Source organism: Myxococcus sp. CA040A, from assembly GCF_013336725.1.
GTDB lineage: Bacteria > Myxococcota > Myxococcia > Myxococcales > Myxococcaceae > Myxococcus > Myxococcus llanfairpwllgwyngyllgogerychwyrndrobwllllantysiliogogogochensis.
The window spans coordinates 13,650-28,536 of sequence record NZ_JABUMR010000008.1; the positions used below are offsets into that span (position 1 = coordinate 13,650).

At 65.9% G+C, this 14,887-nt stretch carries 15 protein-coding genes; 9 read left to right on the forward strand and 6 right to left on the reverse strand.

Annotated features, from left to right (window positions below):
* The first annotated feature begins 116 nt into the window (after window positions 1-116).
* On the forward strand, window positions 117-1,829 hold the full coding sequence (locus HUA75_RS33130) for a 30S ribosomal protein S1 (protein ID WP_141644393.1): 1,713 nt from the start codon (window positions 117-119) through the stop codon (window positions 1,827-1,829).
* 76 nt (window positions 1,830-1,905) lie between these two features.
* Here the strand turns inward: HUA75_RS33130 and HUA75_RS33135 are convergent, their stop codons facing one another.
* Together HUA75_RS33135 and HUA75_RS33140 are read right to left on the reverse strand one after the other, a co-directional pair.
* Window positions 1,906-2,778, reverse strand: coding sequence for an N-acyl homoserine lactonase family protein (locus HUA75_RS33135; protein ID WP_174488665.1), 873 nt, complete (start codon window positions 2,776-2,778; stop codon window positions 1,906-1,908).
* Between the two features lie 2 nt (window positions 2,779-2,780).
* On the reverse strand, window positions 2,781-3,359 hold the full coding sequence (locus tag HUA75_RS33140; protein ID WP_174488666.1) for a TetR/AcrR family transcriptional regulator: 579 nt from the start codon (window positions 3,357-3,359) through the stop codon (window positions 2,781-2,783).
* 265 nt (window positions 3,360-3,624) lie between these two features.
* Here HUA75_RS33140 and HUA75_RS33145 point away from each other — a divergent pair, with 265 nt between their 5' ends.
* The 8 genes from HUA75_RS33145 to HUA75_RS33180 all read left to right on the forward strand — a co-directional run bounded on the left by HUA75_RS33145 (window position 3,625) and on the right by HUA75_RS33180 (window position 11,875).
* Window positions 3,625-4,806: an acetyl-CoA C-acetyltransferase gene (locus tag HUA75_RS33145; RefSeq protein ID WP_141644396.1), complete on the forward strand. Its 1,182-nt coding sequence runs from the start codon at window positions 3,625-3,627 to the stop codon at window positions 4,804-4,806.
* 79 nt (window positions 4,807-4,885) lie between these two features.
* The gene (locus tag HUA75_RS33150) at window positions 4,886-5,584 is read left to right on the forward strand and encodes a CoA transferase subunit A (RefSeq protein WP_141644397.1); all 699 of its coding nucleotides are present in this window, start codon (window positions 4,886-4,888) and stop codon (window positions 5,582-5,584) included.
* A gap of 7 nt (window positions 5,585-5,591) precedes the next feature.
* Window positions 5,592-6,248: a CoA transferase subunit B gene (locus HUA75_RS33155; RefSeq protein ID WP_141644398.1), complete on the forward strand. Its 657-nt coding sequence runs from the start codon at window positions 5,592-5,594 to the stop codon at window positions 6,246-6,248.
* 68 nt (window positions 6,249-6,316) lie between these two features.
* Window positions 6,317-6,700, forward strand: a complete 384-nt coding sequence (locus HUA75_RS33160) for a TIGR02266 family protein (protein WP_141644399.1) — start codon at window positions 6,317-6,319, stop codon at window positions 6,698-6,700.
* A gap of 36 nt (window positions 6,701-6,736) precedes the next feature.
* Window positions 6,737-8,047: a class I SAM-dependent RNA methyltransferase gene (locus HUA75_RS33165; protein WP_174488667.1), complete on the forward strand. Its 1,311-nt coding sequence runs from the start codon at window positions 6,737-6,739 to the stop codon at window positions 8,045-8,047.
* On the forward strand, window positions 8,047-9,444 hold the full coding sequence (locus tag HUA75_RS33170; protein ID WP_141644401.1) for a VWA domain-containing protein: 1,398 nt from the start codon (window positions 8,047-8,049) through the stop codon (window positions 9,442-9,444). Before HUA75_RS33165 ends, HUA75_RS33170 begins: the two co-directional genes overlap by 1 nt.
* 731 nt (window positions 9,445-10,175) lie before the next feature.
* Window positions 10,176-10,949 carry a sce7726 family protein gene (locus HUA75_RS33175; protein ID WP_174488668.1) on the forward strand — a complete coding sequence of 258 codons (774 nt, stop codon included), beginning with the start codon at window positions 10,176-10,178 and terminating at the stop codon, window positions 10,947-10,949.
* Window positions 10,949-11,875, forward strand: a complete 927-nt coding sequence (locus HUA75_RS33180; RefSeq protein ID WP_174488669.1) for a sce7725 family protein — start codon at window positions 10,949-10,951, stop codon at window positions 11,873-11,875. The genes HUA75_RS33175 and HUA75_RS33180 overlap by 1 nt, the downstream gene beginning before the upstream one ends.
* A 332-nt stretch (window positions 11,876-12,207) precedes the next feature.
* Here the strand turns inward: HUA75_RS33180 and HUA75_RS33185 are convergent, their stop codons facing one another.
* The 4 genes from HUA75_RS33185 to HUA75_RS33200 all read right to left on the reverse strand — a co-directional run bounded on the left by HUA75_RS33185 (window position 12,208) and on the right by HUA75_RS33200 (window position 14,843).
* Window positions 12,208-13,122, reverse strand: a complete 915-nt coding sequence (locus HUA75_RS33185; RefSeq protein ID WP_174488670.1) for a JmjC domain-containing protein — start codon at window positions 13,120-13,122, stop codon at window positions 12,208-12,210.
* Window positions 13,123-13,198: 76 nt separating this feature from the next.
* Window positions 13,199-13,627, reverse strand: coding sequence for a YciI family protein (locus HUA75_RS33190; RefSeq protein WP_141644403.1), 429 nt, complete (start codon window positions 13,625-13,627; stop codon window positions 13,199-13,201).
* Window positions 13,628-13,757: 130 nt separating this feature from the next.
* Window positions 13,758-14,030, reverse strand: a complete 273-nt coding sequence (locus tag HUA75_RS33195; RefSeq protein WP_371746247.1) for a hypothetical protein — start codon at window positions 14,028-14,030, stop codon at window positions 13,758-13,760.
* Between the two features lie 168 nt (window positions 14,031-14,198).
* Entirely contained in the window at window positions 14,199-14,843 is a 645-nt protein-coding gene (locus HUA75_RS33200; RefSeq protein WP_174459108.1) for a glutathione S-transferase family protein, read from the reverse strand.
* Window positions 14,844-14,887 lie beyond the last annotated feature (44 nt).

Consider the following 14,887-nt stretch of genomic DNA (forward strand, 5'->3'; position numbering starts at 1 on the left):
CACCATTCAAAAGTCCCCAGAGGTGGGGACGCCCGCGGACTCCCGTTGCGCCCCGCAGGGGCCCGCGTTCCTCAAATCAGGGGGCAGCTGTGCCGTTTCAAAGGACTTCCATTTCCATGCAGCAGAACGTGAACCAGCAGGTCGAGACTGACGCCGGGGAAGAAAACTTCGCGGCGATGTTCGAAGAGTCGCTCAAGCAGCGCGGTGGCGACGGCATCCTGAAGGAAGGGGAGATCGTCAAGGGCACCGTGGTGCAGGTGACGAAGGACTTCGCGATCGTCGACATCGGCTACAAGTCCGAGGGTCAGGTCCCGATCTCCGAGTTCACCAATCCTCGCGGAGAGGTCTCCGTCAAGGCGGGCGACCCCGTTGAGGTCCTCCTGGAGAGCCGCGAGAACGACACCGGCATGGTCGTCCTCTCCAAGGAGAAGGCCGACAAGATGCGCATCTGGGACGAGATCAGCGCCGCCTGTGAGCGCGACGAGATCGTCAAGGGCACCATCGTGGGCCGCGTGAAGGGAGGCCTCTCCGTCGACATCGGCGTGAAGGCGTTCCTGCCCGGCAGCCAGGTGGATATCCGGCCCGTGCGCAACCTTGACCAGTACATCTCGAAGGAATTCGAGTTCAAGGTCATCAAGTTCAACAAGAAGCGCGGCAACATCGTCCTGTCGCGCCGGGTCCTCCTCGAGAAGCAGCGCGAGGAGATGAAGAAGGAGACCCTCAAGAACCTGAAGGAGGGTGCGGTCCTCAAGGGTGTCGTCAAGAACCTCACGGACTACGGCGCCTTCATCGACCTGGGCGGCATCGACGGCCTGCTCCACATCACGGACATGTCCTGGGGCCGCATCGGTCACCCCAGCGAGATGTTCAATGTGGGCGACGAGGTCCGCGTCGTTGTCCTCAAGTTCGACCCGACGCAGGAGCGCGTCAGCCTGGGCCTGAAGCAGATCCAGGAGGACCCGTGGCACCGCGCCGACGAGAAGTACCCGGTCGGCACGCGCGTCAAGGGCAAGGTCGTGTCCATCACGGACTACGGCGCGTTCATCGAGATCGAGCAGGGCGTCGAGGGTCTCGTCCACGTGTCCGAGATGTCCTGGACCAAGCGCCTCAAGCACCCGTCCAAGATCCTGGAGGTCGGCCAGGAGGTGGAGGCCGTCGTCCTGGATATCGATCCCAAGGCCAAGCGCATCGCGCTGGGCATGAAGCAGATCGAGCAGAACCCCTGGACGCTGCTCGAGGACAAGTACCCGATCGGCTCCGTCATCAAGGGTCAGATCCGCAACGTCACCGACTTCGGCGTGTTCGTCGGTGTCGAGGAGGGCGTGGACGGCCTGGTGCACGTGTCCGATATCTCCTGGACCCAGCGCATCAAGCACCCGGGCGAGATGTTCAAGAAGGGCGACGAGGTCGAGGCGGTGGTCCTCAACATCGACGTCGAGAACGAGCGGTTCAGCCTGGGCATCAAGCAGCTCCAGCCGGACCCCTGGGAGACGCTGTCCGAGCGCCTGCCTGTCGGCAGCCGCGTGAAGGGCAAGGTCACCAAGGTCACCGACTTCGGCGCGTTCGTGGAGATCGAGCCGGGCATCGAGGGCCTCGTCCACGTCTCCGAGCTGAAGGAGGAGCGTGTCGAGAACCCGCGTGACGTGGTGCAGGAGGCGCAGGATGTCGAGGTGAAGATCATCGACATCAACACGCCGGACCGGAAGGTCGCGCTGTCCATGAAGGCGCTGATCGGCGAAGGCGACGACTACCGCGAGTACCTCCGCAAGCAGGCGGAAGGCTCCAAGGCGCGCCTCGGCGACGTGATGGGCAAGCTGACGAAGAAGTAGTCTTCGTTCAGCACCGCCTCACGGCGTGACGGCCGGGTTCCCGTAAAGGGGGCCCGGCCGTTGCCGTTCCAGACGACTACTCCAGGTAGCTGGGGAACGCGGGCAGCGCGCGGAAGTCCTCGGGCGCGTGCTGGACGACGAAGCGGCCCTTGGAGTCCTTCACCAGCGCCTCCACGTGGTTGATGGATGAGAGGGTTTCCTCGCGGCTGGTGTTGAAGCCAGGCACGCCGTGGTGCTCCCAGTTCGCGCGGGTGTGGCAGAGGTCTCCGGACAGGACGACTGTGCCCGTCCGAGGCAGGTTCACCTGCAGCGACTGGTGGCCGGGCGTGTGGCCCGGCGTGAAGAGGATGCGCACGCTGCCGTCGCCGAAGACGTCGCGGTCTCCGTCGAGCGGCTCCACCTTCGCATCGCGCCACGTGGAGAACTTCGTGGGGTCCACGCCCAAGGGCGCGGGCGTCGCGGTGGCCCACGTCAGCTCCTTTTGCTGGAGCAGCCACGTGGAGCCGGTGAAGGCATTGGCGTTGCCGGCGTGGTCCGCGTGCAGATGGGAGAAGCCCACGTAGCGCACGTCCGAGGGCTTCAGGCCCAGTTGGGCGAGCTGGGCGTGCAGCGTCTTCTGGACGAAGTAGCGCGGGCCAATCGGATCCGCCACGCCGTCCGGGCTCTGGGCGATGACGTCATCCAGCCCCGTGTCCCAGAGCAGCGCGCCCTGGGGGTGGCGGATGAGGAAGCAGGGGACGGACATCTCCCCGCGCTGACCGTTGGGCTGACTCCCGTCCGTGAAGAACCCCATGTCGTGGATGTCGATGCGTCCGCAATCCAGGGCGTAGAGGCGCAGCTCCGGGGGATGTTGCGTGGACGCGGCGTTGGTGGACGCGGCCTGGTGCGCGCAGCCACCAGTGAAGGACAGCAGGAACAGGGAGGGGAGAATGGAGCGTGAGACGCGCATGACTAGAAGGACCTCAAGAGGGCATCGACGATGCGGGTGAGACGGGTGGTGTCCTCCGCCGTCTTTCCGAGCACGCGGAGGCCAGTGAGGTTGTTGAGGAGGAAGCTCGCGAGCTCCCGCGCGTCACGAGTAGCGTCGACCTCGCCGGTGCGCTGCCCTTCTTCGATGAGCGACAGGAAGGCGGCTTCGGTCTGCTCGAACATTCGCGCCGCCAACCGGGCCGCGGCGGCGTCACGCCCCGCCAACTCGATGGCGGTGTTGATGGCCAGACATCCCCGGCGCTCGGGGTCCGCGACGTCGGTCTCGATGACCGCGAGGAGCAGCGCCCGCAGCCGCTCCTTGATGGGGCCTGGTCGGGTCAGCAGCGCCAGGAGCTTGGGCGCCTCGTGCTCGTGGTAGTGACGCAGGACGCACTCGAAGAGGCCCTGTTTGCTCTCGAAGGCGTTGTAGAGGCTGCCGCGCCCCAGCCCCATCCGCGCTCCCAGCTCCTGGGGGGACGCCGCCGCGTAGCCCTTCTCCCAGAAGACCTCCATCGCCTTCGCCACCGCCGTCTCGGCCTGGAACTTCCTCGGACGTGCCATGGCCGTCTGTTAGGTCGTTTTGTACCTCAAGGTCAAATACCTTGGACTCGCGCGGCGCGAGCGTCCGACCGGTCGGGTGGTGAGTGGGCGGAAGGAGGAGGAACTTCGCGGGCTTGGGCGTCGTTTCGCGGTGCGTCGCGCGCAGTGGACGCTCATGTCCGGACGCCGAGCGAGGACGCTTGAACTCCGGGGAGTGCCCGGTGATAAGGGCGACCGCCGCTGTTATCGAAGGACATCCGTACATCCTCAAGAGGAGGCAGTTTTCATGGCTCGTGACGTCGTCATCGTGGGCGCGGCCCGTACCCCCATCGGCGCCTTCCAGGGAGCGCTCGCCAAGCTGACGGCGCCGCAGCTCGGCGCGGTGGCCATCAAGGCCGCTTTGGAGCGCGCGGGCGTGAAGCCGGAGACCGTCCAGGAAGTCATCATGGGCTGTGTGCTCCAGGCCGGCGTCGGTCAGGCGCCCGCTCGTCAGGCCACCATCTTCGCGGGCCTGCCCGAGACGGTGCCCGCCACCACGCTGAACAAGGTCTGTGGCTCCGGTCTCAAGGCCGTCATCGCGGGCGCGCAGGCCATTGCCCTGGGTGAGGCGGACGTCGTCGTCGCCGGCGGCATGGAGTCCATGAGCAACTCGCCCTACGTCAGCCACACGATGCGCGGTGGTGCGCGCATGGGCAACGTGGAGTTCAAGGACGCGATGATCCTCGACGGTCTCTGGGACGTGTATGGCAACGTCCACATGGGCCTGTGCGCCGAGGAGTGCGCCACGTCGCAGGGCATCAGCCGCTCGCAGCAGGATGAGTTCGCGCTGGAGTCCACCCGCCGCGCGATTCAGTCCCAGAAGGACGGCCTGTTCGCCGCCGAGATTGTCCCCGTGCAGATCCCCGGCAAGAAGCCGGACGAGGTGACGACGGTCTCCGAGGACGAGGGCCCGCGCAACGCGAAGCCGGACAAGATTCCGGGCCTCAAGCCGGTGTTCAAGAAGGACGGCACGGTGACGGCCGCCAACGCGTCCTCCATCAACGACGGCGCCGCGGCGCTGGTGCTGATGAGCGAGGAGAAGGCGAAGGCCGAGGGCCGCACCATTCTGGGCCGCATCACCGGGTACGCGCAGGCCGCGCGCAAGCCGGTGGAGTTCACGATTGCCCCGGCGGACGCCATCAACACGCTCCTGAAGAAGAAGGGCGTTGCCGCGGCGGACGTGGACCTGTGGGAGATCAACGAGGCGTTCGCGGTGGTGTCGCTCGCGAACAACCGCATCCTCGGGTTGGATCCGTCGAAGGTGAACGTGCGCGGTGGCGCGGTGGTGCTCGGTCACCCCATTGGCGCTTCCGGCGCGCGCGTGCTGGTGACGCTGCTGCAGACGATGAAGGACCTGGGCAAGAAGCGGGGCGTCGCGTCGCTGTGCATCGGCGGCGGCGAGGGCATCGCGCTGATGGTGGAGAGGTAGTCAACCCTCTCCCCACGGGGAGAGGGACGGGGTGGGGGCCTTGGTGGCCTTCACCCCGTTTCCGTTATCGGGAGGGCGAATGAACAAGGTCTACGCGAGCGCGGACGAGGCGGTCGCCGACATCCCGGATGGCTGCACGCTCATGAGCGGCGGCTTCGGGCTGTGTGGCAACCCTGAGAATCTCATCGAGGCGCTTCACCGCAAGGGCGTGAAGAACCTCACCATCATCTCCAACAACTGCGGCACCACCGAGCTCGGCCTGGGCATTTTGCTCCAGAACAAGCAGGTCAAGAAGATGGTGTCGAGCTACGTGGGAGAGAACAAGGAGTTCGAGCGGCAGTACCTCTCCGGCGAGCTGGAGGTGGAGCTGAACCCGCAGGGAACCCTGGCCGAGCGCATCCGCGCGGGCGGCTGTGGCATCGGTGGCTTCTTCACGCCGACGGGCGCGGGGACGCAGGTGGCCGAGGGCAAGGAGTCGCGCATCATCGACGGCCGGCTGCACGTGCTGGAGACACCGCTGAAGGCGGACTTCGCCATCATCCACGCGGCGAAGGCGGACACCCACGGCAACCTCATCTTCAACAAGACGGCGCGCAACTTCTCCCCGATGATGTGCATGGCGGCCAAGGTCACCATCGTCGAGGCGGAGGAGATTGTTCAGCCCGGCGAGTTGGACCCGGACCAGGTGCACCTTCCGAGCATCTTCGTGAAGCGCATCGTCCTGGCGAAGAACCTCCAGAAGTGGATTGAGCGGCGCACCGTCCGCAAGACGGCCTGAGGACCCCATGCCACTGACTCGTGAACAACTCGCGAAGCGCATCGCCCTGGAGCTGCGGGACGGCTTCTATGTAAACCTGGGCATCGGCATCCCCACGCTGGTCCCCAACTACATCCCCGAGGGGGTGGAGGTGGTGCTCCAGTCGGAGAACGGCCTGCTGGGAATCGGGCCGTACCCCGAGGCGGGCAAGGAAGACCCGGACCTCATCAACGCGGGCAAGGAGACGGTGACGACGGTGAAGGGCGCCGCGTTCTTCGACTCGGCCCTGTCCTTCGGGATGATCCGCGGCGGCCACATCGACATGGCCGTGCTGGGCGCCATGGAGGTCTCCGAAGAGGGGGACCTGGCCAACTGGATGATTCCCGGGAAGATGGTCAAGGGAATGGGCGGCGCCATGGACCTGGCGGTGGGCGCCAAGCGCATCTACGTGGCCATGGAGCACGCGAACAAGGAGGGTCAGCCGAAGATCCTCAAGAAGTGCTCGCTGCCCCTGACGGGCCTCAAGTGCGTGCACCACATCGTCACGGACCACGCCTTCCTGGACGTGACGCCGGAGGGGCTCGTCCTGCGCGAGCTGGCCCCGGGCGTGACGGTGGAGCTGGTCCAGAAGCTCACCGAGCCGAAGCTGAAAATCGCTCCGGACGTGCGCGAGATGAAAGTCTGAGCGCGCAAGGCTAAGGTGCGCCGCTGGGGGAGGGTGGTATGGACGACTTCCCCGGCGGAGCCCCTTTCATGGCCGATACCTCGGAGAAGCTGAACCCCATCGACCACCGCGCGCCGCGAGTCGAGTACGAGCTGCCGGTGGCCTACCGCAGCGTGGCTGGCTTCGTGACGGACTGGGCCGTCAACCTTTCCAAGGGCGGCCTCTACATCAACACCGACAAGCCCCTGCCGGTGGACACGGTGGTGAAGCTGCTCGTGACACTGCCGGGAGCGCACTTCCCGGTGGAGCTGAAGGGCCGGGTGACGCGCACCAACGCGCTCGGCACCGCGTCTCCGCAGTCCCCGGGGATGGCGGTGGAGTTCCTGGACGTTGACGAAGACAAGCGGTCGCGCATCGGGGAGTTCGTGGAGCGGTTGCGCTCGGAGCTCCCGTCGGAAGCGACCCGGAAGTAACGGCGGCCCGCGCGGGCGCCCCCACCGAGCGCCTGCATGCTGCCCCTCCCTGAGACCCCCGTTTCCCTGACCATCGACCGCCTCGGCCAGCTCGGCGAGGGCGTGGCTTCCTGGCAGGGCCGCACCGTCTTCATCCCTGGCGCCTTCCCGGGCGACACCGTGCGCGTCCACCTGGAGTCGCAGGGACGCGTGCTGCGTGGGCTTTTGCGCGAGGTGGTCTCTTCCGGACCGGACCGTCGTGAGGCGCCGTGTTCCCTGGCCGGCGAGTGCGGCGGGTGCGACTGGCTGGGCCTGGCCGAGTCCGCCCAGCGAAGCGCGAAGCAGGAGATCGTCCTCTCCACCCTGGAGCACCTGGGCCACCTGCGGCGCGAGGATTTCACCGTCCGACCGCTCCTGGTGGCGCCTCGGGACTGGGGCTACCGCCGACGCGCGGTGCTGCATCCGGCGGGGAAGGGAGCGCTGGGCTACTTCAGCCGGCGCAGCCACGAGCGGCTCGCGGTGTCCGAGTGCGGTGCCCTCACGCCAGTGCTGACCGCGTTGCCGGGGAAGCTGGCGCCGCTGCTCAAGCCGCTGGCGAAGGACACCGAGGAGGTGCTCCTGCTCGCCGAGGGCGACAAGGCCGCGTTCGCGGTGAACCTGACGGGGCAGGTGACGGCGCGGCACGTGGAGGCCGCGGAGGCCGCCGTGCGGGCGCTGCGGTTGGAGGGCGCGGTGCTGGTGCCGAAGGAGGGCTCGCCCCGGGTGCTGGGCAAGCCGGCGCTGCGCTCATACTCGCCGCTGAGGCCGGAGGTGCCGCTGTACCTGCGACCGGATTCGTTCGCGCAGGCGCACGCGGAGGCCAACGTGGGGCTCGTGACATCGGCCATCCTCGAGCTGGCGGCGCGGGACGAGGACTCCGTGCTGGAGCTGTACTCGGGCAACGGCAACTTCACGTTCCCACTGGCGGCGGGCTCCGCGTCGGTGCTGGGCGTGGAGTCGTCCCCGGTGGGCGTGGAGCTGGCTCAGCGCAGCGCGCGTGAGGCGAGCGTGAGCAACGTGCGCTTCGTGCAGGGGGATGCGCGCAAGGTGTGTGACGGGCTGGTGTCCGAGGGCCGGCGCTTCGACGTGTGCCTGGCGGACCCGCCGCGCGCGGGAGCTCCGGGGCTGGCGAAGTGGATGGTGGCGCTAGGAATCCGTCGGGTGGTGTACGTGGCGTGTGACCCGGCCTCGCTCGCGCGGGACGCGGCGGGGCTGGTGGAGGCGGGTTACAAGCCGCAGGCGCTCCAGGTGGTGGACATGTTCCCCCAGACGCACCACGTGGAGGCCGTGATGTCCTTCGAGCGGCAGGGCACGGGGAAGGGACGCTGATGGACGCGCGCATCGTCGAATTCGCCGAGGTGCTCCGACAGAACGGTGTGCGCGTGAGTACCTCCGAGGTGCAGGACGCGCTGCGGGCCACCGCCGAGGTGGGGCTGGTGGACCGGTCCCTGTTCCGCGCGGTGATGCGCACCACGCTGGTGAAGCGTGAGCTGGACGTGGACACGTTCAACCGCGCGTTCGACTTCTTCTTCTCCGGCGCGGCGGCGACGTTCGAGGCCATCGACAAGTCCCTGGCCGCGCAGCTCCAGGAAGAGGGCTACCTGGACGGGGACACGCTCAAGATGGTCATCTACCAGATGAACCTCCTGCTGCCGGAGATGTCTCCGCTCGCGCAGGCGGTGCTGGAAGGGGACCGGGCGCGGCTGGCGCAGATCTTCCGGACGGCCTCGCTCCAGTTGGACTTGTCGAAGCTGGAGAGTCCGCTCCAGGGGGGATTCTTCGCGCGGCGCATGCTGGCGGGCGCCGGCATGGAGCGGGCTCGCTCCGACATGAAGTCGCTGGAGGATGAGCTGCATGCGCGCGGCTTGTCTCCGGAGGGTGTGGAGATTGTCTCGCGCCACGTCGCCGCGGCGATGCGGAAGATTGAAGATGCCGCGCGCCAGGAGGTGAAGCGGCAGGCGGAGGCTCGCATCCGTCGTCGCACCGACACGGTGCAGGACAAGCCGCTGCACCTGCTCACCCAGGCGGAGGTGGACCAGATGGAGTCCGCCGTGCGCACGATGGCGGAGAAGCTGCGCAGTCGCTTGATTCGCCGGCAGCGCTCGCACCGCAAGGGCGCGCTCAATGTCCGCCGCACGCTGCGCAAGAACATGACGTGGGGTGGGGTGCCCATGCTGCCCCAGTTCCGTCGCCGCCGGCCGGAGCGTCCGGAGTTGGTGGTGCTGTGCGACGTGTCCGACTCGGTCCGCAACGCGGCTCGGATGATGTTGCTGTTCATGCACACGATGCAGTCGCTGTTCGTGCGCGTGCGCTCGTTCGTCTTCGTGTCAGACGTGGGCGAGGTGACGCAGTACTTCAAGGACCTCGACGTGGACGAGGCCATCGACATGGCGACGGCGGGCAAGACGGTGTCCCTGAGCGCCAACTCGAACTATGGCCGCGCGCTGGCGGACTTCACCCGGGACCACCTGGGCAGCATCACCCGCCGCACCACCGTCATGATCATCGGGGACGGGCGCAACAACTACAATGCCAACAATGTCTGGGCGCTGAAGGACCTGCGTCGCAAGGCGAAGCGACTGCTGTGGATCTGCCCCGAGCAGCGCGGCAACTGGGGCATTGGTGACAGCGAGATGCTCACGTACGAGAAGCACTGTCACCAGGCCGTGGTCGTGACCTCCGTCTCCGACCTGGCCCGCATCGCTGACCAGCTCGTTCCGGCTTGAGCATCGTCCCTGAATGTTCGCGGGAGGCGGCGGGTTTCGAACCCGCATCAAGGCGGAAGCCTCCCAACCAAGTCGCGCTGTTACCGGCTAACAACTACCTTGACGCTCATCGCCACAGCCAGCCAAGAGCGACAGGCACCTGCCGCGCCCCTCCTGGGAAGGCGGCTGGGCTGGGGAGGGACGCGAGCCCTGTGAAGGGATCGGACTGGAGCCGAGGAGCTGAAGAAGGCGGCTGACGGGCCCCAAGCTGTGCGCCAAGCCCGTGGGAAGGCCATGCAACCCCTTCTGGACATACGCTGACGGGGAGCCCCTGTGCCGCACTCCGGGCCGGCGCAGAAGCCTTTCATCTCCAGCAGACACACGCCTGCCCAGCTCTCGAGATCCTCAAGCATCAGATGTATGGCCGCGCCAACTTCGACATGCTGCGTCGTCGAGTGCTGCTCACCATCTGAACCTGCGGTCCACACGAAGTGTGGGAGAGCCAGTTTCCGGGGGACTTCACGCGTGGTGCGCAACCATTGGCCGGCGACCGCCCGAGGCGGGCAAGCGACACGCACAAGAGTCGGCTTGACATCAAGCGTCAGAACGGCGAGCGTCTCGCCATCGGGCGAAAGGGCAGAAAGGCGGGACTTATTAGGTACTTAGCGGATCTTGCCAAGCTACTCAGCGGCCCCGTACTGAGAGATCTTCACCGCACGTCTTACTCGAAGGTCCTAGCCGAAACTCTTAGAGTGGCGCGCTCGGAATTCGCTCTTCTCGACACATCCAGTTTGCTTGATACAGCACGGCATGTTTTCGATTTGCTTAAGAGCGACTACCGCACCGACTACGTGTTTCGCGCTGCGATTGCGAAGAAGATTTTCCTTGGCCGCCACTCGCCCTCGACTACCGCCCTGTTGCCTGAACTTAGAGTGTGGCGCTCCCGCGTCGATCTGCTGATGCTGAACGGAACATCGACGGCGTACGAGATAAAGAGCGGTTTTGATACGACCCGGCGATTGGCAGCGCAGGTTGCAGATTATTTGAAGATGTTTGATCGCGTCTACGTGGTGACCGAAGAGCGACTGGTCGGCGCAGTTTCCAAGGAATTGCCTGACTCCATCGGTATAATTGTGCTGACGCCCGACTACACACTTAGGTCGGTTCGTGGTTGTGTGCCGAATGCTGAGCGGGTCGACATTGCTGCGATTGCCGACGCTTTGCGCAAAGAAGAGCTATGTGAACTCACACGCAGAATTTGCGGCCGAGTGCCTGAGGTGCCCAGCAGTCGGCTATTTGATGACTGTTTAGAGGCTTTGCGGCGAGATGCTCGACCGAAGGACGTACATGATGAGGCCGTGAAAATTCTAAAGCGTCGCGCGGTGTTAGGTTCGGAAGCCTTTCGTGATGTTGAGGAAGCACTTGTCCCGGCGTTCATTGAGAGTGGACTTCATCACTCCGAGTGGCCTACGCTAACCGGCATTTTGCGCCGATTGACTGTCGGCAATCTTTTGGGGGGATTATAATGACAGTGTATTATCCGTATTTCCGGTCGAAGACTTATGAGTGCAAGGCGGTGGCTAACGCTGCGCACGTGATGGCTAAGAACGGCAAGATCACTCCGATCTTCGAACCGGTGAAGGTAAACTCCAGCCCTCTCATTTCACGCGCAGCGAAGTTCCAGGCTGCCGGACTGAGGGTAGCGGTTGTTCTGAATCCCCAGGTTGGCGAGTTGGTTGGGAGCGTAAGCGCGCCAGCGAATATCTTGGCAAGCATGCGTGCAGCTGGCGGGCAGGTTAGCAAAGGCTGGATCGTCGACCAGTTGACTAGCCTCTCCGACGTCACTGCGCTGGCCGGCGACGCGCTGCCGATCGTGTTCGTGCACCGGGGGGTCCCTACCGATCCCCACGTTACGGCAGCCTTGGTTGCTTTCCCTAGTGCGGAACACCTGTTCCACGAGGGAACAACGTCGGTCGTGCACATCCAGGGATTTCCTCCTGCCAACCGTGCGCTTCTGCGCGATGGGTTCCAAGCCCAAGTTAGAAACTCCGCGTACCCCCCGCAGAGCTTCTTCAGTGACCTGCATCTGACTTACAAAGGCGCGGGATATTCTGGATTCGGTGACTTCCAGATCGTTGGAACCGATTATTCGCTCGGTGGCGGTCCGGCTTATGCCGTCGCAATTCATGTGACGGAAGATGCCGGAACCATGATTATCTGTAATCACTTCATATCAACTACGAACCTGACTGTCGCAAATCCGGGGGGCAAGTTTGCGGAGGCGGTAAAGGCGCTGGCTCAGTACGTCGCTGCGCATCCGGGCAAGATTGACCAATCAACTGCGTGCCAGGAATTCCTCGCTCATTACCAAAGCGGCCACTTTCCCGGACTCGGCGACGTGAAGCGCCTCAGCATCCAACACCACCTCGAACTGATGTCGACAATCGTGTAGCACATTTGTAGGCGTTCACGGGGTTAGGCTGTCTGCGGGGTGAGCGAGGGGAACAGGCCACAACCGCGGCACGTGTAGCGTCACCACGCTCATCCCCTCGGGGACGGGCTACAACGGCCTGATCACGGTGGCCACCAACTACAGCGGAGTCGGGGTGGAGGGGCCATACCGGCGAACGCAGAACCACATCCACTACCGCTCGGACTTCAAGCCGGACTGCAACAAGCTCGCGGTCGAGATTGGCTGCGGGGCGCTGGCCATCTGCGTCTACATAGCACCGGAGTCGCTCGGCTTCGCGTCACTCGTACCAAGGGGCGGCCGAAGCCCGCGCCCTAGCTCTCCTCCACGATCTTCCGGGCCTCCAACTCCAGGACGTGGGCCTGCAGCTCGTGCAGCAACTCGGAGAGTCGCGTGTGACACGCTCCGCTGCGCTCGGGGTCCGGCGAGCCGATTCCATCGGCGAGCGCGCGCCATCGCACGTCCTTCAGCAACTGCTGTCGCAGCGCCGCGCTGACCACGTCCGCCCAGGTGGGCTGGCTGTAGGTGAAGTTCAGCGCCAGCGTGTCCTGCGAGGCCTCGGTGGAGTGCCAGTAGCCGCGCGGGACGAAGAGCACCGAGCCGGGCTCGAGCGTGATGACCTCGGCACCCTCGGGCATCTGCTCGGGTAGCTCCTGCTCCAGGTAGCTGGCCAGCTCGGGCGAGGGCGGGCCCATGTTCATCGCCCAGCGGTCCGTGGGCAGGGGCAGTTGTGTGTTGGCTGCGAGCGTCCAGCGCTTGGTGCCGCGCACCTGCACGACGATGTTCGCGTTCGCGTCGAAGTGGGGGCTGTTGCCGCCACCCGACGGCGAGGCATAGAAGATGGCCCGCGCCACGGCGTTGCGCGCGAGTCCCAGCTCGAACGCCACCATGTGCAGCCACTGCTCGACCAGGGGGAGGTAGCGCTCCGCCGAGTCGAGGATGAGCGCCATCCCGCTGCGGTACAGCGCCGCCGCGGTCTGCGCCTCCACCCGGATGACGCTGTGCTCATCGCGACGGTCCGGCAGCGCGACCATCACCGGGTTGCGGTAGGTGTGCAGCAGCCGCTCGAGGTCATGGAGCTCGGGGAGCGCCGCGAGCTCCCCGAGCCGTTCGAGCGGGCCGTGGCAGACCAGATGCCGCGTGGGCCAGTACTCCGCCAGGAACTCGCGACCCGAGTGCGGCGCGAAGAGCTGTTCGAGGAAGGGGCGCTCCGATGACTCCAAGTCCATGAGCGACATTAACACGCGAGCCAATGGGCCCTGGGATGAGTCTCCGGAGCCCAAACCGTACCCGGGGGCCGCCGCGTCACGGCGACTTCTTGAAGGTCTGGCTCCAGGTGGGGGCTACCTGCTCGATGAGCGTCACCAGAGCCGGCGGGATGTCCTCGGCGCCGGTGAGGGGCCGGACCTCCATCACGTCGTCATTGCCCATCCCGCCCGGGTAGCGGCGGGCCCATTCAATGGCCTCCTCCTTCGACGCCACCTCCAGCACGTAGAAGCCGCCGATGAGCTCCTTCGTCTCCGCGTAGGGGCCGTCCCTCACGCTGGCCTTGCCGCCCTTGAAGACGACGTGCGCGCCCGGGGACGGGCTGAGGCCCTCGGAGGCGATGAGCACTCCGGCCTTGTGCATCTCCTCGTTGTATTTCATCTGCGCGATGAAGACGGCCTCGTCGAAGGCTGCCTCCGGGGGCGTGGGCTCCAGCGTGGAAGGGCGGGGGATGAGCATGAAGCGCATGCGGTAACTCCTGGAGTGGGGATGTGAGGCGTGGCTCCATCCCTACAACGAATGACCGTGCGGCGGTTCGACACGGTCATTTCAGGGGACGCTGCCGCGCGCCGGTGGGCCCCTCGGCGCGTGGGGTGGCTCAGAATGTCCGGTAGCAGAACTGGCCCGGGTTTCCCTGGGTGCAGTCCTCGGGGCAGCTCTGCGTCGTTTCACCAGGGCAGCACGCCCTGTTCCCGCAGTACTCGCCAGGAGGGCAATCCGCCGGACAGCGCAGTCGCTCGATGGGCGCGCAGACCCCATCGCCGCAGACGGCGAGCTCGGACTCCGACGTGGCGAGCGCCTCCTCCACCCCGGGGTCCTCCTCCATCGCACCAGCACCACATCCCACGATGAGCCCCACTGTCAGGGCCACTACGACACTCCAAGCCGCCTTCATCGGAACGCTCCTTGTCGGGTCCGCCTGCATGAGGAATGCGCGCAAAGGCTAGCAGGCTTCGCGGACAGGACAACGGGGTGCGCATCCAGGCGTTGTCGCCGCATTGCCTGTCGGATGAAGTGCCCGTGGGGGGCGCGTGAGGCCTCAGGTTCTCACGCTCGCGGATGGCGGCATGGACGGTGCGGTGCGCTTCCACGCCTCGAGCTCCTGCACGCGACCGAGCCAGCTCCGGAGGTTCGCATGCTCCCCGAGAGGCAGTCGCGCCGGTCCGGCGAGGGCGAACGCCGCGGCCAACGAGAAGTCCGCGAGCGTCAGACGTTCCTGTGAGACCCACGTCTTGCCCGCGAGGTGCTCGTCCAGGACGCGCGCGTGCTGCGCGAAGAGCGCCTCGCCCCGTGCGACCTCCGTGGGGTTCGGCGGCCCACGGCCCGCCACCGCCTTCACGAAGTTCTCGAAGACCAGGATGGTGCATGCCTGCGCCATGTGCGCCGAGCACCAGAAGAGCCAGCGCGTCACGTCAGCACGCCCACGCGCATCCGTGGGGAGCAGGGTTTGTCCCGGCGTCATCTCGGCCAGGTACTGCATGATGGCGCGCGACTCCCAGAGCAGGAAGCCATCGTCATCGAGGACAGGAACGAGGCCGTTGGGATTGCGGCCCAGATGCGGCGTCGCGCGCTGCTCGCCGTTTGGCAGGTCCACCACGACGCGCTCGAGAGGTACTTCGAGGTGGGTGGCGACGAGCAGGACTCGGCGCGAGTTTCCGGACAAGGGGTGGAAGTAGAGCTTCATGAAGCGTTCTCCTGGACCGCGCGGATGGATGAAGGGGGAACCTG

Excerpts from the sequence above, each read along its gene's own strand:
- HUA75_RS33130 (WP_141644393.1), top strand. The coding sequence starts at position 117 with ATGCAGCAGAACGTGAACCAGCAGGTCGAGACTGACGCCGGGGAAGAA.
- HUA75_RS33135 (WP_174488665.1), bottom strand. The coding sequence starts at position 2,778 with ATGCGCGTCTCACGCTCCATTCTCCCCTCCCTGTTCCTGCTGTCCTTC.
- HUA75_RS33140 (WP_174488666.1), bottom strand. The coding sequence starts at position 3,359 with ATGGCACGTCCGAGGAAGTTCCAGGCCGAGACGGCGGTGGCGAAGGCG.
- HUA75_RS33145 (WP_141644396.1), top strand. The coding sequence starts at position 3,625 with ATGGCTCGTGACGTCGTCATCGTGGGCGCGGCCCGTACCCCCATCGGC.
- HUA75_RS33150 (WP_141644397.1), top strand. The coding sequence starts at position 4,886 with ATGAACAAGGTCTACGCGAGCGCGGACGAGGCGGTCGCCGACATCCCG.
- HUA75_RS33155 (WP_141644398.1), top strand. The coding sequence starts at position 5,592 with ATGCCACTGACTCGTGAACAACTCGCGAAGCGCATCGCCCTGGAGCTG.
- HUA75_RS33160 (WP_141644399.1), top strand. The coding sequence starts at position 6,317 with ATGGCCGATACCTCGGAGAAGCTGAACCCCATCGACCACCGCGCGCCG.
- HUA75_RS33165 (WP_174488667.1), top strand. The coding sequence starts at position 6,737 with ATGCTGCCCCTCCCTGAGACCCCCGTTTCCCTGACCATCGACCGCCTC.
- HUA75_RS33170 (WP_141644401.1), top strand. The coding sequence starts at position 8,047 with ATGGACGCGCGCATCGTCGAATTCGCCGAGGTGCTCCGACAGAACGGT.
- HUA75_RS33180 (WP_174488669.1), top strand. The coding sequence starts at position 10,949 with ATGACAGTGTATTATCCGTATTTCCGGTCGAAGACTTATGAGTGCAAG.
- HUA75_RS33185 (WP_174488670.1), bottom strand. The coding sequence starts at position 13,122 with ATGGACTTGGAGTCATCGGAGCGCCCCTTCCTCGAACAGCTCTTCGCG.
- HUA75_RS33190 (WP_141644403.1), bottom strand. The coding sequence starts at position 13,627 with ATGCGCTTCATGCTCATCCCCCGCCCTTCCACGCTGGAGCCCACGCCC.
- HUA75_RS33200 (WP_174459108.1), bottom strand. The coding sequence starts at position 14,843 with ATGAAGCTCTACTTCCACCCCTTGTCCGGAAACTCGCGCCGAGTCCTG.